This window comes from Sporosarcina sp. FSL K6-1540 (assembly GCF_038620285.1).
Lineage (GTDB): Bacteria > Bacillota > Bacilli > Bacillales_A > Planococcaceae > Sporosarcina > Sporosarcina psychrophila.
The window spans coordinates 3,933,172-3,950,656 of record NZ_CP152018.1; the positions used below are offsets into that span (position 1 = coordinate 3,933,172).

16 protein-coding genes and 2 pseudogenes are annotated in these 17,485 nt (G+C 38.2%); 15 read left to right on the forward strand and 3 right to left on the reverse strand.

The window, feature by feature from the left end; translation table 11 throughout:
* Nucleotides 1-48: 48 nt before the first annotated feature.
* The 5 genes and pseudogenes from MKY15_RS18490 to MKY15_RS18510 all read left to right on the forward strand — a co-directional run.
* Entirely contained in the window at nt 49-705 is a 657-nt protein-coding gene (locus MKY15_RS18490; protein ID WP_338656850.1) for an HAD family hydrolase, read from the forward strand.
* A complete protein-coding gene (locus MKY15_RS18495) occupies nt 695-1,312 on the forward strand; it encodes an NUDIX hydrolase (protein ID WP_338652370.1) in 618 nt (205 codons plus the stop codon). Before MKY15_RS18490 ends, MKY15_RS18495 begins: the two co-directional genes overlap by 11 nt.
* 354 nt (nt 1,313-1,666) lie before the next feature.
* Complete coding sequence (locus tag MKY15_RS18500; protein WP_342538203.1) at nt 1,667-2,176, forward strand: GrpB family protein; 510 nt, start codon at nt 1,667-1,669, stop codon at nt 2,174-2,176.
* Nucleotides 2,177-2,226: 50 nt separating this feature from the next.
* Nucleotides 2,227-2,670: a hypothetical protein gene (locus tag MKY15_RS18505; protein ID WP_338652368.1), complete on the forward strand. Its 444-nt coding sequence runs from the start codon at nt 2,227-2,229 to the stop codon at nt 2,668-2,670.
* Nucleotides 2,671-2,743: 73 nt separating this feature from the next.
* A pseudogene (locus tag MKY15_RS18510) lies at nt 2,744-2,935 on the forward strand (FtsW/RodA/SpoVE family cell cycle protein); the annotation flags it as partial.
* Nucleotides 2,936-3,072: 137 nt separating this feature from the next.
* Here MKY15_RS18510 and proC read toward each other — a convergent pair.
* The 3 genes from proC to MKY15_RS18525 form a co-directional block, all read right to left on the reverse strand.
* Complete coding sequence (proC, locus tag MKY15_RS18515; protein ID WP_338652367.1) at nt 3,073-3,882, reverse strand: pyrroline-5-carboxylate reductase; 810 nt, start codon at nt 3,880-3,882, stop codon at nt 3,073-3,075.
* Between the two features lie 375 nt (nt 3,883-4,257).
* Nucleotides 4,258-5,379, reverse strand: coding sequence for a hypothetical protein (locus MKY15_RS18520; RefSeq protein WP_338652366.1), 1,122 nt, complete (start codon nt 5,377-5,379; stop codon nt 4,258-4,260).
* A 19-nt stretch (nt 5,380-5,398) separates the two neighbouring features.
* The gene (locus MKY15_RS18525) at nt 5,399-6,547 is read right to left on the reverse strand and encodes an SPFH domain-containing protein (protein ID WP_338652365.1); all 1,149 of its coding nucleotides are present in this window, start codon (nt 6,545-6,547) and stop codon (nt 5,399-5,401) included.
* A 173-nt stretch (nt 6,548-6,720) separates the two neighbouring features.
* On the opposite strand from MKY15_RS18525, the gene MKY15_RS18530 reads away from it, so the two are divergent.
* The 10 genes and pseudogenes from MKY15_RS18530 to MKY15_RS18575 all read left to right on the forward strand — a co-directional run bounded on the left by MKY15_RS18530 (nt 6,721) and on the right by MKY15_RS18575 (nt 17,188).
* The gene (locus tag MKY15_RS18530; RefSeq protein WP_342538204.1) at nt 6,721-7,665 is read left to right on the forward strand and encodes an MBL fold metallo-hydrolase; all 945 of its coding nucleotides are present in this window, start codon (nt 6,721-6,723) and stop codon (nt 7,663-7,665) included.
* The gene (locus tag MKY15_RS18535) at nt 7,652-8,404 is read left to right on the forward strand and encodes an SDR family NAD(P)-dependent oxidoreductase (protein WP_338652362.1); all 753 of its coding nucleotides are present in this window, start codon (nt 7,652-7,654) and stop codon (nt 8,402-8,404) included. The genes MKY15_RS18530 and MKY15_RS18535 overlap by 14 nt, the downstream gene beginning before the upstream one ends.
* A gap of 57 nt (nt 8,405-8,461) precedes the next feature.
* Nucleotides 8,462-8,687 (forward strand): annotated as a pseudogene (locus MKY15_RS18540) (recombinase family protein); the annotation flags it as partial.
* A 158-nt stretch (nt 8,688-8,845) separates the two neighbouring features.
* Nucleotides 8,846-9,172, forward strand: a complete 327-nt coding sequence (locus MKY15_RS18545) for a metalloregulator ArsR/SmtB family transcription factor (RefSeq protein ID WP_067209217.1) — start codon at nt 8,846-8,848, stop codon at nt 9,170-9,172.
* Entirely contained in the window at nt 9,169-9,585 is a 417-nt protein-coding gene (locus MKY15_RS18550; protein ID WP_338652358.1) for an SRPBCC domain-containing protein, read from the forward strand. The genes MKY15_RS18545 and MKY15_RS18550 overlap by 4 nt, the downstream gene beginning before the upstream one ends.
* A 210-nt stretch (nt 9,586-9,795) precedes the next feature.
* On the forward strand, nt 9,796-12,957 hold the full coding sequence (locus tag MKY15_RS18555; RefSeq protein WP_342538206.1) for an ATP-binding cassette domain-containing protein: 3,162 nt from the start codon (nt 9,796-9,798) through the stop codon (nt 12,955-12,957).
* A gap of 407 nt (nt 12,958-13,364) precedes the next feature.
* Complete coding sequence (locus MKY15_RS18560; RefSeq protein ID WP_338652355.1) at nt 13,365-14,096, forward strand: hypothetical protein; 732 nt, start codon at nt 13,365-13,367, stop codon at nt 14,094-14,096.
* A gap of 113 nt (nt 14,097-14,209) precedes the next feature.
* Entirely contained in the window at nt 14,210-15,559 is a 1,350-nt protein-coding gene (gene aroA / locus MKY15_RS18565; RefSeq protein WP_342538207.1) for a 3-phosphoshikimate 1-carboxyvinyltransferase, read from the forward strand.
* Nucleotides 15,560-15,669: 110 nt separating this feature from the next.
* Nucleotides 15,670-16,137, forward strand: a complete 468-nt coding sequence (locus tag MKY15_RS18570; protein ID WP_338652353.1) for a VOC family protein — start codon at nt 15,670-15,672, stop codon at nt 16,135-16,137.
* A gap of 181 nt (nt 16,138-16,318) precedes the next feature.
* Nucleotides 16,319-17,188, forward strand: coding sequence for a phosphotransferase (locus MKY15_RS18575; RefSeq protein WP_342538209.1), 870 nt, complete (start codon nt 16,319-16,321; stop codon nt 17,186-17,188).
* Nucleotides 17,189-17,485: the final 297 nt, after the last annotated feature.

Below are 17,485 nucleotides of genomic sequence, written 5' to 3' on the forward strand. Positions count from 1 at the left end.
CTAAACAGGGCGAATGATGGAGTGAAAATCGAATTGAAGGACGTGTTGATTATCAAAGCGATTATTTTTGATTTTGATGGGACATTAGCGAATACCTTACCAATTTGTTATTATGCTTTTCAGTGTGTCTTCCAGGAGTTTGATAATAAAAATCTTTCTATTGAAGAAATAAAGGCAATGTTTGGCCCGTCAGAAACTGGGATTATTCGAGAGAACCTATCCAATAGTAATAAAGACGAAGCTATTGAGTTGTACTATGCAAAGTACTCTGAACGCCATAACCAATTAGTTACACCACATAAGGAAATTGTTGATCTGGTAAAGCACTTAAAAGAAGTAGGACTCAAAATTGGGATCTTTACTGGAAAGGCAAAAAGAAGTTTAGATATATCTTTGAAAGCTTTACAGATGGAGGGGCTGTTTGAAGTCATCATAACAGGGGATGATGTGAACAAACCAAAACCTGATCCAGAAGGGTTATTAAAAGCTTTATCTCTTTTAGGTGTCGAAAGCAGTGAGGCACTATTTATCGGAGATAGTGATGCAGACATAGATGCTGGCGTTCAAGCGAATGTACATACTGTAGGCGTCCAATGGTTACCTGATTATCATTCAATGGAATTTACGATTGAACCTGATGCTATCTTTAAAAGTGTAACAGAATTCATTGATTCTATGAAAATTGGTGTCACTAATGAGTACTAAATGGTTGGAATGGGCGAAGAGAATACAAGCAATATCTCAATCAGGATTAACCTTTTCAAAAGACATGTATGATCTCGAGCGTTATGAAGAATTACGCATGATTAGTGCAGAAATCATGGAAGAACACACAGGGGTAGAAATGCAAAAAATCAAGGATTTATTTATGAATGAAACAGGTTATCAAACCCCTAAAGTCGATGTTCGTGGAGTAGTTTTTAAAGATAATACGATATTAATGGTAAAAGAAAATATGGATAATAGATGGTCTTTACCTGGTGGTTTTTGCGATATAGGGTTGTCGCCGTCTGAAAATATTATAAAGGAAATAAAAGAAGAATCTGGCTATGATGTAGTTCCTACGAAACTGCTTGCTTTGTTCGATAAAAATAAACATCCGCATCCTCCGCAACCGTATCATTATTATAAAGTTTTTATTCAGTGTGAAATTGTTGGAGGTATTCCAGCTACCGGAATCGAAACGAGTGGTATTCAGTTTTTCTCTGAAAACAATATACCAGATCTTTCTGAAGATAGAGTGATAGAATCACAAATAAAAACACTTTTTGAGTTTTCAAGGGACCCTGATAAAGAGACGTTGTTTGATTAAATAGGGGGATGGCAGGCTTGAAAATCAATAAAAAAAGGGTTAGTAAACTTTTAGAGATATCTTTTTTCACTGTTAGTGGAGTCTATTTACTAGTAGCAGGGTTAGGATTAATTATCATGATATTTTTTACTAATTCTTATTTTTCGCAATGAAGATGTGATTTATGCGGCTATTATTCTAATACTTTTTAGGAGAAAGAAAGAACTAGCTTTCGTTAACGGGGACTATAATTTTATAAATGAACAGATGAGCCCCTGTTATTATAATTCTTATACTGTTCATCAGAATAAACATCATCGTTTAATAAAGCTATAAAAAAAAATGATTTATTGAACGACGGAAAGTGAGATTTAAATGAGAATAGTTGAAGTTAAACCTTATGATGAACAATGGGTTTCAAACTTTGAAGAAGAGTCCCATAAATTGCATGAGATTTTCGGTTCTGAAATTACCGAGATACACCATATCGGCAGCACTTCTGTAATTGGACTGCTGGCAAAGCCCATTATAGATATAATGCCGGTAGTGAGGGACATTAATCGAATTGATGAATTTCACAAGGCAATGGTTGCCATTGGCTATGATCCAAAGGAGGAAAATGGTATACCCGAACGTCGATACTTCCAAAAAGGGGGAGATAATCGAACTCATCATGTTCATATTTATGAATGGGGGAATTCTGAAATTGAACGTCATCTTGCATTTCGGGATTACTTACGGGCACACCCAGATGTTGCTCAAAATTATGGGGATTTAAAAGAGAAGCTGTCTCAACGTTTTCCCTATGATATTGAATCATACATTAAAGGAAAAGAACAACTAGCATTGGAGATTGATAGAAAAGCGATAGCTTGGTATAGTTGATTATTTCACTTTGTTAATAATGACCAAGCATAAAGGTAGGCATGAAAATAATGAATTCCTCAGTAAAATATAAAATCAGAACGCTTTTAGGCTTCACTCTATTCATTATCATAGTGGGCTCTCTGTCATATCTTGCTGTCTACAAGCTTTCATTTTTACCAAATGGTTATGATATTGTTTCACAGCAAAAAGACAGTGTAATCGTAAAAAAATTTAATATAATTGGGCTAGAAAAGGATATCATTACCTTATCATTTTCTGAAAATAATTTGTGGAAAATTGAAGAATTGAACTATGGAATAAAGCGGCAGAAAGATTTTTGTTGGTTTCTATTTACTGCAAGTAGCATTTCGATTCTCATTCTTATTTTAAAATTGCGTAAGGGAGAGAAGTTTTGGATTGCAGTCTGGGGAAGTCATATTTTTTTCGCTACACTGTTTCCGTTACTTATCCTCATGAACTCTTTGAATAGAATACAGGATTTAATTTCCTAATGGTTTAATTCAATACGTTAATCAAAAAAATGTTGCCCTACCTCTTAATAAGACGGTAGGGCACCTGCATACAATCCAGTTTGTTAGCAATATTGGAATGTCATTCGGATAATTTCCGATGACCTCTATGTCATTGCCATTCATCAGTTATGGATTAATGCCAATTCTATTGAATGCCTTTTTAATTGGGGTCGTATTAAGTGTCTATCGAAGGAAAGATTTGACGTCGAGTCGTTTTAGTCATATTGAAAGTGGGGAAATTTAGTTATATGTAAACTAGTTCGATAAGATAAAAGGCAAGCTTCTAAAACTTGAACGATAGCTCGAATAGTAGACACGTTTTATAAAAGTGACCTATTATTCGAGTTTTGCGTTCCACTATTTAGTGCAAAATGAATAGCTTTAAGACTGCGCCCCTAGCTCACGAGAACGCGCCTCCGCTTTCCCAATACATTGCGCAATCGTTTCTTTGAACTTCCCGTTCTCCAACGCATTCAATCCGGCTTCCGTTGTACCGCCTGGGCTCGTCACGTTTTTCCGTAATTCCGCGGGCTCTGTACCTGTTTCTTTCAACATTGCCGCTGCGCCTTCAAGCGTTTGGATGATAAGCGCGCGCGCAATGTCTTTTGAAAGACCTTTACCGATCGCTGCTTCCTCAAGTGCTTCTGCTAAATAATAGACATATGCAGGGCCGCTACCGGAAAGAGCAGTGACGGCATGTAAGTCATCTTCTTCTACTTCTTTCACCATTCCGATTGACTCTAAGAGACCGAGGATATGTTTTTTCAACTCCTCGCTAATCGCATGATTCCACGCGATACCACTGGCAGATTTTCCGATTGTAGCGGAGGTATTTGGCATGGAGCGTGCGATAGGTCTTGCACCAAGACCATTTTCGATTGTCTGAATTGAAACGCCTGCAATAACCGACAAAACCGCTGTTTTATCGTCCAAATAAGGAAGTGCATCCGCCATCGCCTGATGGATATCTTTTGGTTTCGTCGCAAGAACGACGAGATCTGCATTTTTCAGCGCCTCTTTTTCCTTGCAGACAATGGATACACCATATTTATTGTGTAATGAAAGTAGCCTTTTATCATCAGATCTATTCATAACAAAAACATTATGAGGTACCACTGCACCTTGTTCCACAATTCCTGCAATAACAGCTTCTGCCATAGAACCGGCACCTATAAATACAATCGTTTTCATTCAAATTACCCCTTTCATTCCATTAATAAAAACGTACGCACCTAGGCGCTGAAATCTGGACAATAAAAAAATGCGCTCTCGTCCCTACTAAATAAGGACGAAAACACATGTTTCCGCGGTACCACCTAAATTTACCGGCATAACACCGATACATCTCGTTCTTTCTTAACGCGAAAGGCACGCCTGTGTTTCCACAGCAGCTCAGAAGGAGGTTAGAAGCGGGAGAGGGGATGTGGCTTTCAGCCGGTGACCACATTTTCTGTTCTCCATTGCCGCAACTACTTGTCTTCGTCAACGCCTATATGTACTTGAATTAGACCGATTATTGCACGTCGTCTAAAAAAAGTCAACTATCTAATTTTTATTGAGTTATCGTTAGGTCATTTTCAAGATAAAGTAAATCGCAATCATAATCGCAATAACTATCCCTAAGGCAATCGATACTTTCACGGCACTCACAGGGGATTTCCCGCTTACTTTGCCAGTTTGTCCATTGACGAGGAAGCGATAGACCTTATTGTTGAACTGGAATGATGAAATCCATAAAGGCAATAGAATGTGTTTGTAGGTAATGCTGTCATAGTCGGTGGAGACACTGACTATATTAACAACATCGCCATGAACTCTGCCGTGTATACCACTTGTAATTCCATCGTCTATGACAACTTTGGCATCATTCCATCCATCCTTCAATGGAATTGAATACTTTTCTGCCAAAAATCCAGATAAATAGTCCATTTTATAATCAACAAGTCCATTTAGATGAAAAGGTTCCACTTTATCAATCAATCCACTGGCCACATTACGTGAAGCTTTCACCAATACATCATCGAAGAACTTGCTATAATGACCATGTTCTGTACGCCACCTGATTTTTCTCACTTGTTCTGTTACTTGTTTGGGTTTGCCATCTTCAATTACAGTCCGTGTTTTTGTAACATAATAATACGTACCAATTTGTACGACGTAGGATGAATTCGTCTGAGAATCGAACGTCCAGTAAGGAATATAAGCACCAGCCAAATGGTCTAATTTATACGATTGGATCAGCTTGGAAGGAGCAAAATATTTCTTTTTCATCCACACCTTGAATTTTTCGACCGCTACGTCTTTTGTAATTTGAAAGGGGAGGACCAAAGCTGGTTTGATACCTGCGTGGTTTTCCGTTACCGCAATATGCGACGATCCACAAAATGAGCAAAAATCTGCTACCTTATCTTTATCTAAAAGGGTTTCGGCACCACAATTTCCACATTTGAAAACTCGCTTTTCATCATCCCAACTGTGGTCTTCTTTTTCTAGTGCCTGTAAGAAATCAAGTTCAATCGTGTTTTCTCGCGATGTCGTGATTTCTTTTTCACTCCCACAAAATGGGCATTTAAGTGTTCCACTTGAAGGATCAAAAACTGTATTACCACCGCAGGAAGAGCATTTATTCACTTCCGTTTGTTCAACTATCATCGCTTCCACACGCTCATTGTTTTCTAAACTGGACACTCGAACACCTCTCTATCCATCACTGTTGCAGATTGTCGCCACAGTCCCCACAAAACTTTGTATTCGGGGCATTTACCTTTCCACATTTCGCACATGTTTTTTCGGTCACTTGTTTTGCGCCACATTCCCCGCAGAATTTTGCATCTTCATTTATTGCCGCCTGACAGCTAATGCATGGCACTTTTTGCTTTTGTACAGTTTCCCCACATTCGCCGCAAAACTTTGCGTTCGTATTAATGAGTGCCTGACAATGAGGGCAAGTCATTTTTTCTGGTTTCGGTGCTGAAGGCGAATTAGTTTGTTGATGGTTGCCTTGGAGAGCGTTTGCCATCACACTGCCAATCGCAGCCCCTGCACCAATGCCTGCACCTGCACCTGCTAATCCGCCGCCTTCATTTTGCGCCGCATCTCTAATTGCTTCTGCCGCCTGGTATTGCTGATACTGATTCATGTTACCAATAACACCCATTGCAGTTTTTCGATCCAATACTTTTTCCACTTCTTCAGGGAGTGATAAGTTTTCAATATACAACGAAGTGATTTCAAATCCGAATGTACTGAATCGTTGCTTCATCTTCTCTTTGCCTTTTTCACTTAATTCGTCGTAGTTCATCGCTAGATCTAGAGCAGCAATATTCGATTCAGCAAACAGATCTGTAAGTCCCGACAGCACCATTTTTTTCAACTGACCCTCAATGCTGCTGGTGTCATAGGATGCGCTCGTGCCAAACAGTTCTTTTAAGAAAACAACAGGTTCGGATACGCGATATGAGTATATGCCATAGCCACGTAATCGAATGACGCCAAATTCCGAATCGCGCATCATGATTGGATTCGAAGTGCCCCATTTCTGGTTGATGAACTGCTTCGTATTCACAAAATAGACTTCCGCTTTGAAAGGGGAGTCGAATCCAAACTTCCACGACTTTAATTTCGTTAAGATGGGCATGTTTTGTGTGTATAATAGATGACGTCCTGGCCCAAATACATCCGCAATTTCACCTTCATTGACGAAAATGGCAACTTGTGACTCCCTAACGGTTAATTCTGCACCCATTTTTATTTCGTTGTTTTGGACGGGGAAGCGGTAAACCATTGTACTTGCGTTTTGGTCCGTCCATTCAATGACTTCAATAAATTGACTTTTGAAAAATCCGAATAATCCCATGCTTAAGCCCTCCTAGTAATTCTATATCGTCGTAAATAACTGTTAAAATAGATACTTTGATTATACCATTTTAAAACTTCATGGTAGAGAATTGATTCAAAAGATGACGCTTGCTACTAAAAAAGGTACAATGGACTGAATACTCATTCATATTAATAAAGGGGATTTTACATATGATACAGAAAATTGTTATACCAACACCATTCGCAGTTGGCGATGTAAATGCATTTCTGATAAAAGGAGATACATTGTCACTCGTTGATGCGGGGCCGAAAACCCCTGAAGCATTTGAAGCATTGCAACAGGGCATCAAGGAAGCTGGGTATGCATTCAACGATATTGAACAAGTCATTTTGACACACCATCATCCTGATCATGCTGGCTGGATTGACGCGTTTGATAACGCTAAAGTTCTTGGTCATGTGTATAACGATTTATGGCTCAAACGGGATGAAGCTTTTTTCCGCTATCATGATGCGTTTTATCTCGATTGTCTTATCGAAGAAGGAGTGCCTGAGCAGTACCTTGGTTGGGTTAAGAAGATGAAACGATCCACTGCACTTATGGGGGAACGTCCACTGGATAGTATGATTGCCGAGGGTGATGCGCTTCCGGGGCATACTGGCTGGACAGTTATGGAAACACCTGGCCACGCTCAAAGCCACATCGTCTTATGGGATGAAGAGAATAGAACAATGATTGGTGGAGACTTAGTGCTTGAAAAAGTGTCTTCAAACCCGCTTATTGAACCACCACTTGATCCTGCACAGGGACGGCCGCATTCTCTATTGCAATATAACGAATCGTTGAAACGTATACTGACATTGCCTGTAGACATTATTTATACTGGGCATGGCAATGAAGTACGGAATGCTCACGAACTTATTGAAAGTCGACTAGTGAAACAGCGCGAACGTGCGTTAAAGGTACTTGCTATGATGAACGATGGCTCAAGGACAATTTTCGATTTAACCCGAGAACTGTTCCCGGCTGTCTATGAAAAAGAACTGGGTCTTACACTCTCTGAAACGATTGGGCAAACTGATTACCTTGTCAATGAAGGGCTAGCTCGCGAAACAAGGGATGAAGGCGGCGTCCTGCATTATGAACAAGCATAAATCGATACTCATAACAGGTGCGACTAGCGGGGTTGGATACGCACTGACTAAACGGCTGTTGGCAGTAGGTTACGAGGTGTGGGCGACAGGTAGGGCACTTGCCGTTTTAGAGGAGTTGCAACGTGAAGGTGCGAATACGATACCTGCGGATTTTTCGAAAAAAGAAGATGTTGAGCAATTGATGGCGAAGATTGGTTCACCCGATGTCATCATCTTTTCGGCGGGCGTTGGCTCATTCGATTTCGCTCACGAAACGTCTGATGAAGCGATTCAAAGCATGATGACAGTCAACGTAATCGCACCCATGCAGCTGACTAAACTTCTGTTGCCGAGCATGATGGAACGCCGCAGCGGACATTTAATTTTTCTGGGTTCACAAGCTGGAAAAGTGGCAACACCCAAGGCTTCTATTTATGCTGCGTCTAAGCATGCGATTATCGGCTATACGAACGCGCTTCGTATGGAAGTGGCTCCATTCGATATCCATGTGACGACTATTAACCCAGGTCCGATTGACACACCCTTTCTGGATCTCGCGGATGAAACAGGTACTTATCGCACATCACTTGGCAGGCATTTATTGACTGTGGAAACCGTGGTCGATGCGGTGGTTAAAACAGTAGGGAAACCAGTTCGCGATGTGAATTTACCTTGGTATATGGGTGTCACGAGTAAACTCCACGCAGTCGCTCCGACGCTTGTCGAACGGTTGGGGCGGAAGTATTTTATGAAGAAATAATAGGAATAAGCATTTTGCGAAAGCCGGCGTAATTACCGGCTTTTTACCTTGAAAAACATATTTTTTGAAGAAAAATTTTCTGAAGCAACAAAGGATTGTGAACAACTTTAGAAGTTGTTAGAGTATCTACGAGGAAATTACATTATTTACGTTATAGACTTAATTCGGATCACTCGAAGTACGCAGAATTTATTTGAATTGATTGATTTAATACGAGGGAAAATGCAAGATTAAATCACTCAAGGATACAGGGCTAAATTTATTAGAAAATAATCCATACAGCCCAATTCCATTAAAGAACCGGATAATAGAATAGCAAGGGAATTTGACATGTCACCTTTAGGTGTCCTATAATAAATAAGACAACAAAAGGTGTCGTAATTATTATGAAGTTTAATCAGTGACGTTACAGGAAATATTAATGAAAAGGCGGGGCTGATTTTGAACGAAAAAAGTCAAGTGAGGGATGTTTATGACGCTGTTGCCGATCCAACAAGGCGAAAGTTAATTCAAATGTTGGCGGATGTTGAAGAATTACCCCTACATGAGATAACCGTTCATTTTCAAATGGGGCGTACAGCAGTATCTAAGCATTTATCGATCCTTAAAGAGGCGAATCTAGTAATTGCTCGAAAGGTCGGTAGGGAAACAAGATATCGGCTGAATGCAACCCCGTTGAAAGAAGTTCAAGATTGGGTATCCTTTTACGAAGGATTCTGGAATGAAAGAATTGCTAAATTAAATCTTTTATTGGAGGAGAAAAAATGAAATCAGATGTATCATTAGATTATCAATTTACAAGTTCTATCGAGCAGGTGTGGAACGCTTTAACGGATTCGGACACACTTGCGAAATGGATATGGGATAATGATTTTAAACCAGTCGTTGGACATAAATTCCAGTTTCGGACAGAGCCTAACGAATGGTGGGATGGCATTGTAGATAGCGAGGTGCTCGAAGTGGACGAGCCTCATAAATTATCTTACACTTGGCTAAGTGCCGGAGAAAGCACTACTGTTACATGGACTTTGAAAGAAGGTTCAGATGGAACTGTCCATCTACATTTCGATCAAACTGGATTTAGTGAAGCAACAAAAGCACAACCAGGAGCCATCGAGGGAGCTACATATGCTTGGACGCAAATGGGTGAGCAACTCGAAAATGTATTAGCAGAACTGTAAAAATGATTTCTTCATCCTTTATGATGTCTGCTTTTCAGGACTAACTTTATTATAAAAATAATCCATTCTTCAACAATATGGCGCTTTTCCGGAACATGGAAAGCGTCATTTTTAATGGAAGTAAGGATTAAGTAATCTAACAATTTTTGTTTGAATTATAATTTAGCAAACGTGGCAAGACTAAATTTAGAGAATGGAGAGGACAATACTGTGAAAATAAATCAATTAATTGCGAACAATATTAACAACTTAGATGCAACACTACCAGTAGATAAATCGTTAGGAATTGCTGGTTTGTCTGGATCTGGTAAAACAACTTTTTGTCAAACAATTGGTGAAGAATCCAAGAAGCGTCTCGTTTCCTTATTGCCAAAGTCTGAATATCAGTATTTATTTCCCCGTATTATGGAAACCAATTTCAGTGCCATCAAGATGGAAGAAATGCCTTTAGTCCTTTTTCTCGGAAAATCAGCGATTTCTTCCAATCCACGTTCTACAATAGGTACACATACAGGCGTATTTAAAGACATTCGTGTTACCCTTGCTGAAAAATTTGAACTGTCTCCAGAAGTTTTTTCATTTAATAATGAGCTAGGCTGGTGTCCAGGTTGTAAAGGTCGCGGAACTACTAAAAATGTCGAATGTAAAAAGTGTGAGGGCAGGCGCTATAATCCTGAAGTTGAGCAATATAAGATAGATTTATTGGAGCAACCACAGAGCATTTCTGATATCAACAACTTAAGCATTGAATCAATTCTTTCTCTCGGAGAAGAATTACATATTAGTGAAGCGAAACAACATATTCTTAAAAATATTATCAATATGAATATTGGTTACTTAACTTTAAATCGCATTATGGGTACATTGTCTGGTGGAGAATTAACACGACTTTACTTGGCAGAATTCATGGCAACAAGTGAAAATACGGTAATTATAATTGATGAAATCTCCGTGGGTCTTGATCACCAAACACTATTGAAAATTTTAGCAGAGATTAAGCAATTGGGGTATAAGAATCAAATTTGGCTCATTGACCATTCTGACACGGTGCTCGATACAACGGATCAGCAATTGTTCTTTGGGCCTGGTAGTGGTAAATATGGCGGGAAAATTGTTGAAGAATCCCCACGTCCAAAACCAATCTCTTCGGAACGAAATCAGTCAATGCCGACGGAGTACTTCCAGTTTCATGATCTTTACTGTCGTAATATTCAAATGGCTGAAATTCAGATTCCCCAAAATAGACTTATAACTTTTACGGGTGAGTCTGGATGTGGTAAATCTACACTTGTCAATGAGTGTATGGCTAAAGATTTTCTGAAGCGATATCCAAAAGATAAATTGGTAATGGTGGGGCAAAATCGCAACCAATCGATTACCAGTCGGTCAACAGTTGCGACTTTTCTTGATATTAAAAGGAAACTCAAAAAATATAGTGAAGAAATTGATGATATTTTTCAGCGCTCGATTGAAGACATTATTGATGAACTGCCGAATGAAGACATCGCTTATAAACGCCTGAGCCTATTGATTAAACTTGGACTTGGTTATTTGACGTTGGAAAGAAAAACACAGTCTTTATCGAATGGTGAATTTCAATGTGTCCATTTAGTTTCTGAGCTGTTTGCCAACTCGAGAAACCCCCATACGCTTTTTATTTTTGACGAACCTTCAAAAGGGTTATCACAAAATATTTTAAATCAATTCATTGATAGTATTAGGGTCATTCTACAGGATGAATCTGTTTCAATAATTATGATTGAACATAACTCTTATATGATGGAAAGCTCTGATTTTATCGTTGATTTTGGTAAAAGACAGCTTGCACCTGTTCAACACCTTGATATTGTGAGTCATGATGATTATTATCGTCAACAAAACAGGACGGATAGAGTTACTCCGTTGCAAATTTCTTCAACCATCCATCAACAAAATGGCGTAAACTACTTAAAAGAAAATCAAATTGCCTATTTTAAAAATGCAGAAAACGTCTATAAGGGCGGTATCTTAAAAAGCTTATCATCAATGGCACGGTTGATTTATGGTGAATACGAATCCGAAACAATTGCACCCGTAATCGCCATTGATTTGGAACGACATTTGTATAGTCAATATAGTTTTCTCTATGAAATGGGTGGATTGATCAACCATATTGTAGCAGCTCATCCGACCAATAAAAATACGCAGCGCTTCGATTTCTATAATCAAGACAATCATTGTCCAAGTTGCTCGGGCCGCCGAGTGATTGAAAAGTTTGATATAGATGTTGTGATTCAAGACAAAAACGCTCCGTTCTGGGATGGCCTATTGCATCCAGATGTGATGGAGGTATTAAAACATTATCAATATTCAAGATTGGAATTCATTTTTGATGAAATTAAGAATGAACTCGGTCACGATATGAGTAAAAGTTATAATGAAATGACAAAAGAAGAAAAGCATACCTTTTTATATGGGTATTTAGAAAAGTCGTTTTATGATAAAGCAGCTAAGGCACAGAGAACATGGCAAGGCTTCAATAGTATAATTGGGATGTATATGTTTATTTCGAAATCGATTATTAAAGAGCATATGAAAGCATCCAAAGAGATAATATCATGTCCGATTTGCGAAGGGTCTGTGTTAAACCATCATAATCAACTCAAGTTTGGAAATACGGATATTCGTGAGATTATAAACCAGCCGATTGATCAAGCATTGAAAACGGTAGGAGCGTTACCTGAACTGATAAAATTGAAATCTATTGTCGGCGGAGATATGACTTTGACTGAAGATGTCTCTTTACTGCCTAGGGAAACACAAGTCGCGCTGAAAGTATTTGAATTGGAAATGGCAAGCTTTGCTGGTTATGAAGTGGTGTTACAAAATGCCTTACCATTCTGGGATAAAATTAGCAGCAATATCGAATCCATCAGCACGAATAACCAGGTTACGATCTGCGATTTTGATAAGATCACTGAGACCAGAGAAACGATCATTGATAAGTATTTCACCAATGGAAAATATAAAAAGCTTGTCTATGTCTATGAAGCCTTTGGATATAAAAAAATTGTAACCCAAATTAATAAAATTAAAAAAAGTCATCCATGTCCATTCTGTAAAGGAAAGAAAGTCATTACAGAAGATAATCTCCATGATGGCGTATATAAATTAACGATCCCATGTGTGAGTTGTAATGAAAGTGGCATCACTGAAGAAGGACTTCAGGAAGTTGTCGAAGGTATAGCAGTTGAAACATGGCTTACTGGTAAAGTAAGTGATGTTGTTGAGAAAAACCTATATACTGAGGCCGTTGCAGATATTCCAATCTTCAATCGTATACGTGAGTTAAATAAACGTGATTTGATGGCGGTTTATCAATGCTTGGCTTAAAAGAATATTAAAAGTTTCAATCTAGATAGATGAAAGAACTTCATTAAAGCCCAATTTCTCTATTTTAATTTTCAGAGAAATTGGGCTTTTTAATTTATACTTTCCTTAACGTTGATAATCCATATTTTACTGCCAGAACCTCTAAAAATATAATTAACGGTTGCTTTAGATTATTTTGAATAGTGTATATACACCCGATAAACGAAACCTCGCTAGTGCATATAAAAATACAACGCTCGCTACTAGTTTGTTCTCCACTTATAAAACACTCCCGTATAAGTATTACTGACATCAACTAAGGAGGAGGGATAGCTTGAAATGATGAAGAAACATCGCAACCGATAATACTATTGATATATGTACTAGCGAGGTGTATGATTATTAAAAATATTAGGGGTTGTCTAATTATGAAGTTGCCTTCGTTTCAGCAAGCTGTTGGATTTAGTGTTGGTGATGCCCTATCCTTGTTCTTGTTAAGAACTATTCTTGAACGAGAAAATTATTCAAAAGCACTCTATGAACACTTTAACTTGGATTTCCCAGGACGTTCCGTTTCCTATGAATATGTCGCACGTACTACCACCGCTTTAGAAAATAATGGTTTTCTTTTTTCCCGAACAGAAGGCCGCAAAAAGGTCTTTCAAATTACTGAAAAAGGAAAAGCTCGTCTTCTGGAATACGAAACTATTTATGCACTTCGCTTTAGTGAAGTTTCGACTGTTATAGATAGGTTCTATTACTTTTTAACTAAAAATGGATCGCTACCACAATCCTCGATTGAGCCACTACACGCAGACTTTAGATTATTTATATCAAAATTGCTATCTGTAAAGGATGTTGTACGATTTATGGCTCTGCGACTTAGCTTAAATCGTCAATCTTTTCATATGGCCGAGGTTCAAGAGCAATTGAATAGTTTGTTTGGTTGGTCTCCATCTAATGGCTATTTGTACAATATAGCACGTGAAATGGAAGAAACAAATTTATTGGTTGGTTTCTGGCCAGATGAAAGAAGAACTATTCGTAAATTATATAAAACGGATGAAAGTGAGCAATTCTACATAATCGTATCAGCTTCATTGACTGAACGAATCATCCAAGTTCGTAGATACTTACATTACGTTTTAAAAACGGTATGAATTACACATCTATTTAGCATATTTGTAATTGAAATAAACACAAGTAGTGTAGTTTTATGATAAAGTACTAGTAAGATATATCGGAAAATTCAATCTCGGGAAGGGTGTTTAATTTGAGTAATGTAGATTTGAAAGCACGGTCACCGTGGTCAAACTTAAATCAAGTTCAAAGTGTAAGTCTATCTCCACCTGAAGTGCAATCCATTAACGGTGAAATAAGCATACCAGGGAGTAAAAGTCTTACGAATAGAGCGTTGATACTAGCAGCTTTAGCTAACGGAACTTCAACATTATCCGGAATCTTAAAAAGTGATGATTCATATTGGTGTATCGATGTACTCAATAGCCTTGGCATCAAGACCGAACTAGAAGGGGATACGATTACCGTTCATGGCAATAATGCAGTTTGGCCAAATGAAAATGCAGACTTATACATTGGGGCTGCAGGCACGATTGCTCGTTTTCTTCCTGGTGCATTAGCAGTTGCGAAAAACGGAAATTGGGTTATTGAGGCAAGTAACAGTATGAGTGAACGGCCAGTAAAACCTTTAATAGACGTACTTACCGCAATGGGAGCAAAGATCGACTATCTGGATAAAGATGGTTATTTCCCTCTCCGTATAATAGCAAATGAACTCACGGGAGGTTCAGTTAGTATTTCTGGAAAGATTTCAAGTCAATTTATAAGTGGCGTGCTACTGGCAAGTCCGTATGCAAAAAAAGCTGTAACTGTAACGATCCCTGATCACATTGTTCAGCCAGACTACGTTGAAATAACACTAAATCTAATGGAGAAATTCGGAGTACAAGCCCAATTTACTGAAGACCTTAGGGAAATTGTTATTCCTCAATCAGAATACAAGAGCTGTGATCTCGATTTAGAAGCAGATGCTTCAACTGCAAGTTATTTTTTAGCCTTAGCAGCTATTACGAATGGTCGCATTAAGATTACCAATCTTTCACCCGAAAACAGTCAACCTGATATTAATATGATTAATGTCTATGAAAAAATGGGGTGCACTGTTACTAGAGGAGAAGGCTTTATTGAGTTAGTTGGAACACCTACGTTGAAGGGCGGGTTTGAGATTAGCATGCTCGATATGTCAGATCAGACGTTGACATTAGCCGCAATCGCTCCATTTGCAACGGGTCCGATTACTATACGAGATGTGGAACATATTCGCTATCATGAATCCGACCGAATTAGCGCTATTTGTACAGAATTACAAAAGTTAGGCATTAAAGTCGAAGAGTATAAAGACGGGTTAACCGTTTACCCAGGAACACCACAAGCTGCAACATTGGATTCCTATGACGATCATCGAGTGGCAATGTCATTAGCATTGATTGGCGCAAAGGTTCCAGGGGTATTCATTAATGATCCAGGGTGTGTGTCAAAGACTTGTCCAACTTTTTTTGACTTACTGCAGCAATTAGGTGTGAATGTTGAGTATTCAAATTGATTGGTTGAATAAGGGCTTTTGATCAAGAGAGTATTCATGCAATCGAGAAAAGCATTGCTACGAACAGGGAATTAACCAGTTGAAAACAAATAGGAGATAATGAAAATAATATGATTAAAGGATTATACGAAGCCCATTTACCCGTAAGTGACCTAGAACGCTCAATTAAATTTTATGAAAGTTTAGGATTAGAATTTGACCATAGAATAGAGGCTCGAGTAGCATTCCTTTGGATAGAAAAAGACAAAAGTTGGTTAGGTTTATGGCAAACAGACAAAGTAAATCTCGACTATCACCCATCAATCCGACATATTGCTTTCCATGTAGAACTAGAAGATTTACGGAATTCGCGAAAATGGCTTGCAGAAAGAAATATCGAGGCTAAAAAAGCGTTTGGTTTTGAACCAATCGAACCATTCGTTATGCCTAACGAGAGATATGGCCATGCCAAAATACATTTTAATGATCCAGATGGAAACAGTTTAGAATTTATCTGTAAAGTTGAGAAAAACAATCCTAACGTAACCAGTAATATGTATTTGAGCGATTGGGAGAAAGCTAATTTCACTCCTAAATAAAAACAGTCCATTCTTAATCAAACAGTCCATCATTTTTATCCTAAAGGGGTAGCATTCAGCAAATCCAAATTAATAATTTGGATTTCTTAGTGTTGTCAGTGAGAAATAAACCTTTATTTACTTCTTAAAAGCATCAGATGGTATTAAATGAAAATGAATTGTCTACAAGGAGCGTTATTTAATGAACGAACAATCAAAGATTGATGAAATATGCATTGGCCTACAGGATAAAGGCATAATTAATCTCAATAAACAAAGAATTACTAAAATGAAGAGTGGAACGACTGATGGCCTTGTCTATAGCGTTTCGGAACATAACGTACCCAAATATGTGCTTAAATTGGATCATCCACAACAAATCAATTTTGCTAGTCGTTTTTTTCATACGTATCAAAATGTTCGTCTACTTCCTAAACTCTATTATACAGATCCTGAAAAAAAGTTTATTCTGTATGCGTATATAGAAGGTACTACTCATTATAATCGTGGTTCAAAAATAGAATGGATGACCCTTTTGGTAAATGAACTATTTAATCACTACGTCAAATACGATCAGAATGCCAGCTGGGGAAGACTAGATGGAATACCACAACAAACTTGGTATGATTTCAATAGAAGTAGTTTGGAATCAGCGCGTACAAATATAAGGGATTTATTGCCGAATGAAGATTATTTTAAGGTGGAATCAATAGTTGAACGAATAGCTTCGGTTGAAAAACAGGAAACTAAATACTTGCTTCACGGGGATACCGGAGTTCACAATCTTGTGTTTCAAAATAACACACTTAGCGGAATTATAGATCCATCACCTATGGTAGGTCCTATAATCTACGACTTTACCTATGCATTTTGTTCATCATCTGATGACTTGAATATAGAAACATTGCTTTCAACATTCTCATTACTTAAACAAGTGCCTATAGAGGAAACAAGACTTATAGAAGAAGTTATTTTCCAACTTTATACGCGGATCGGAATTTGTATTAGGGTCCATCCGCATGATTTAGAGGGCTATCTTAAAGCTTGGGAATACTCGAAACAACTGAGCTAGCAAGTGCTTTACAGATAAATAGAAAGCGTCACAAAGGGCAGCTCCATAAGTCGGAATTTCAACGACTTATGGGGCTGCCCTGATTTAATCTCTAAATATACTCCCCAAAACCTTCCGATTTCCACGAATGAATTGCATGACGTTCCTTCTCGAAGACCTTTTCCAAGTAAATCATTGTCGTTTCAATCTTCTCGTGTCCAAGGGATCGCATGATGTCGTAATTAACATGAATTTAATGTATGCCCAAAAAAGCCCTGAGTCCTTGGTATGTATAGGTTTCAAGGTTTTTTTATCATA

Coding starts and splice junctions, on each gene's coding strand:
- MKY15_RS18495 (WP_338652370.1), top strand. CDS start 695: ATGAGTACTAAATGGTTGGAATGGGCGAAGAGAATACAAGCAATATCT.
- MKY15_RS18500 (WP_342538203.1), top strand. CDS start 1,667: ATGAGAATAGTTGAAGTTAAACCTTATGATGAACAATGGGTTTCAAAC.
- MKY15_RS18505 (WP_338652368.1), top strand. CDS start 2,227: ATGAATTCCTCAGTAAAATATAAAATCAGAACGCTTTTAGGCTTCACT.
- proC (WP_338652367.1), bottom strand. CDS start 3,882: ATGAAAACGATTGTATTTATAGGTGCCGGTTCTATGGCAGAAGCTGTT.
- MKY15_RS18525 (WP_338652365.1), bottom strand. CDS start 6,547: ATGGGATTATTCGGATTTTTCAAAAGTCAATTTATTGAAGTCATTGAA.
- MKY15_RS18530 (WP_342538204.1), top strand. CDS start 6,721: ATGATACAGAAAATTGTTATACCAACACCATTCGCAGTTGGCGATGTA.
- MKY15_RS18535 (WP_338652362.1), top strand. CDS start 7,652: ATGAACAAGCATAAATCGATACTCATAACAGGTGCGACTAGCGGGGTT.
- MKY15_RS18550 (WP_338652358.1), top strand. CDS start 9,169: ATGAAATCAGATGTATCATTAGATTATCAATTTACAAGTTCTATCGAG.
- MKY15_RS18560 (WP_338652355.1), top strand. CDS start 13,365: ATGAAGTTGCCTTCGTTTCAGCAAGCTGTTGGATTTAGTGTTGGTGAT.
- MKY15_RS18570 (WP_338652353.1), top strand. CDS start 15,670: ATGATTAAAGGATTATACGAAGCCCATTTACCCGTAAGTGACCTAGAA.
- MKY15_RS18575 (WP_342538209.1), top strand. CDS start 16,319: ATGAACGAACAATCAAAGATTGATGAAATATGCATTGGCCTACAGGAT.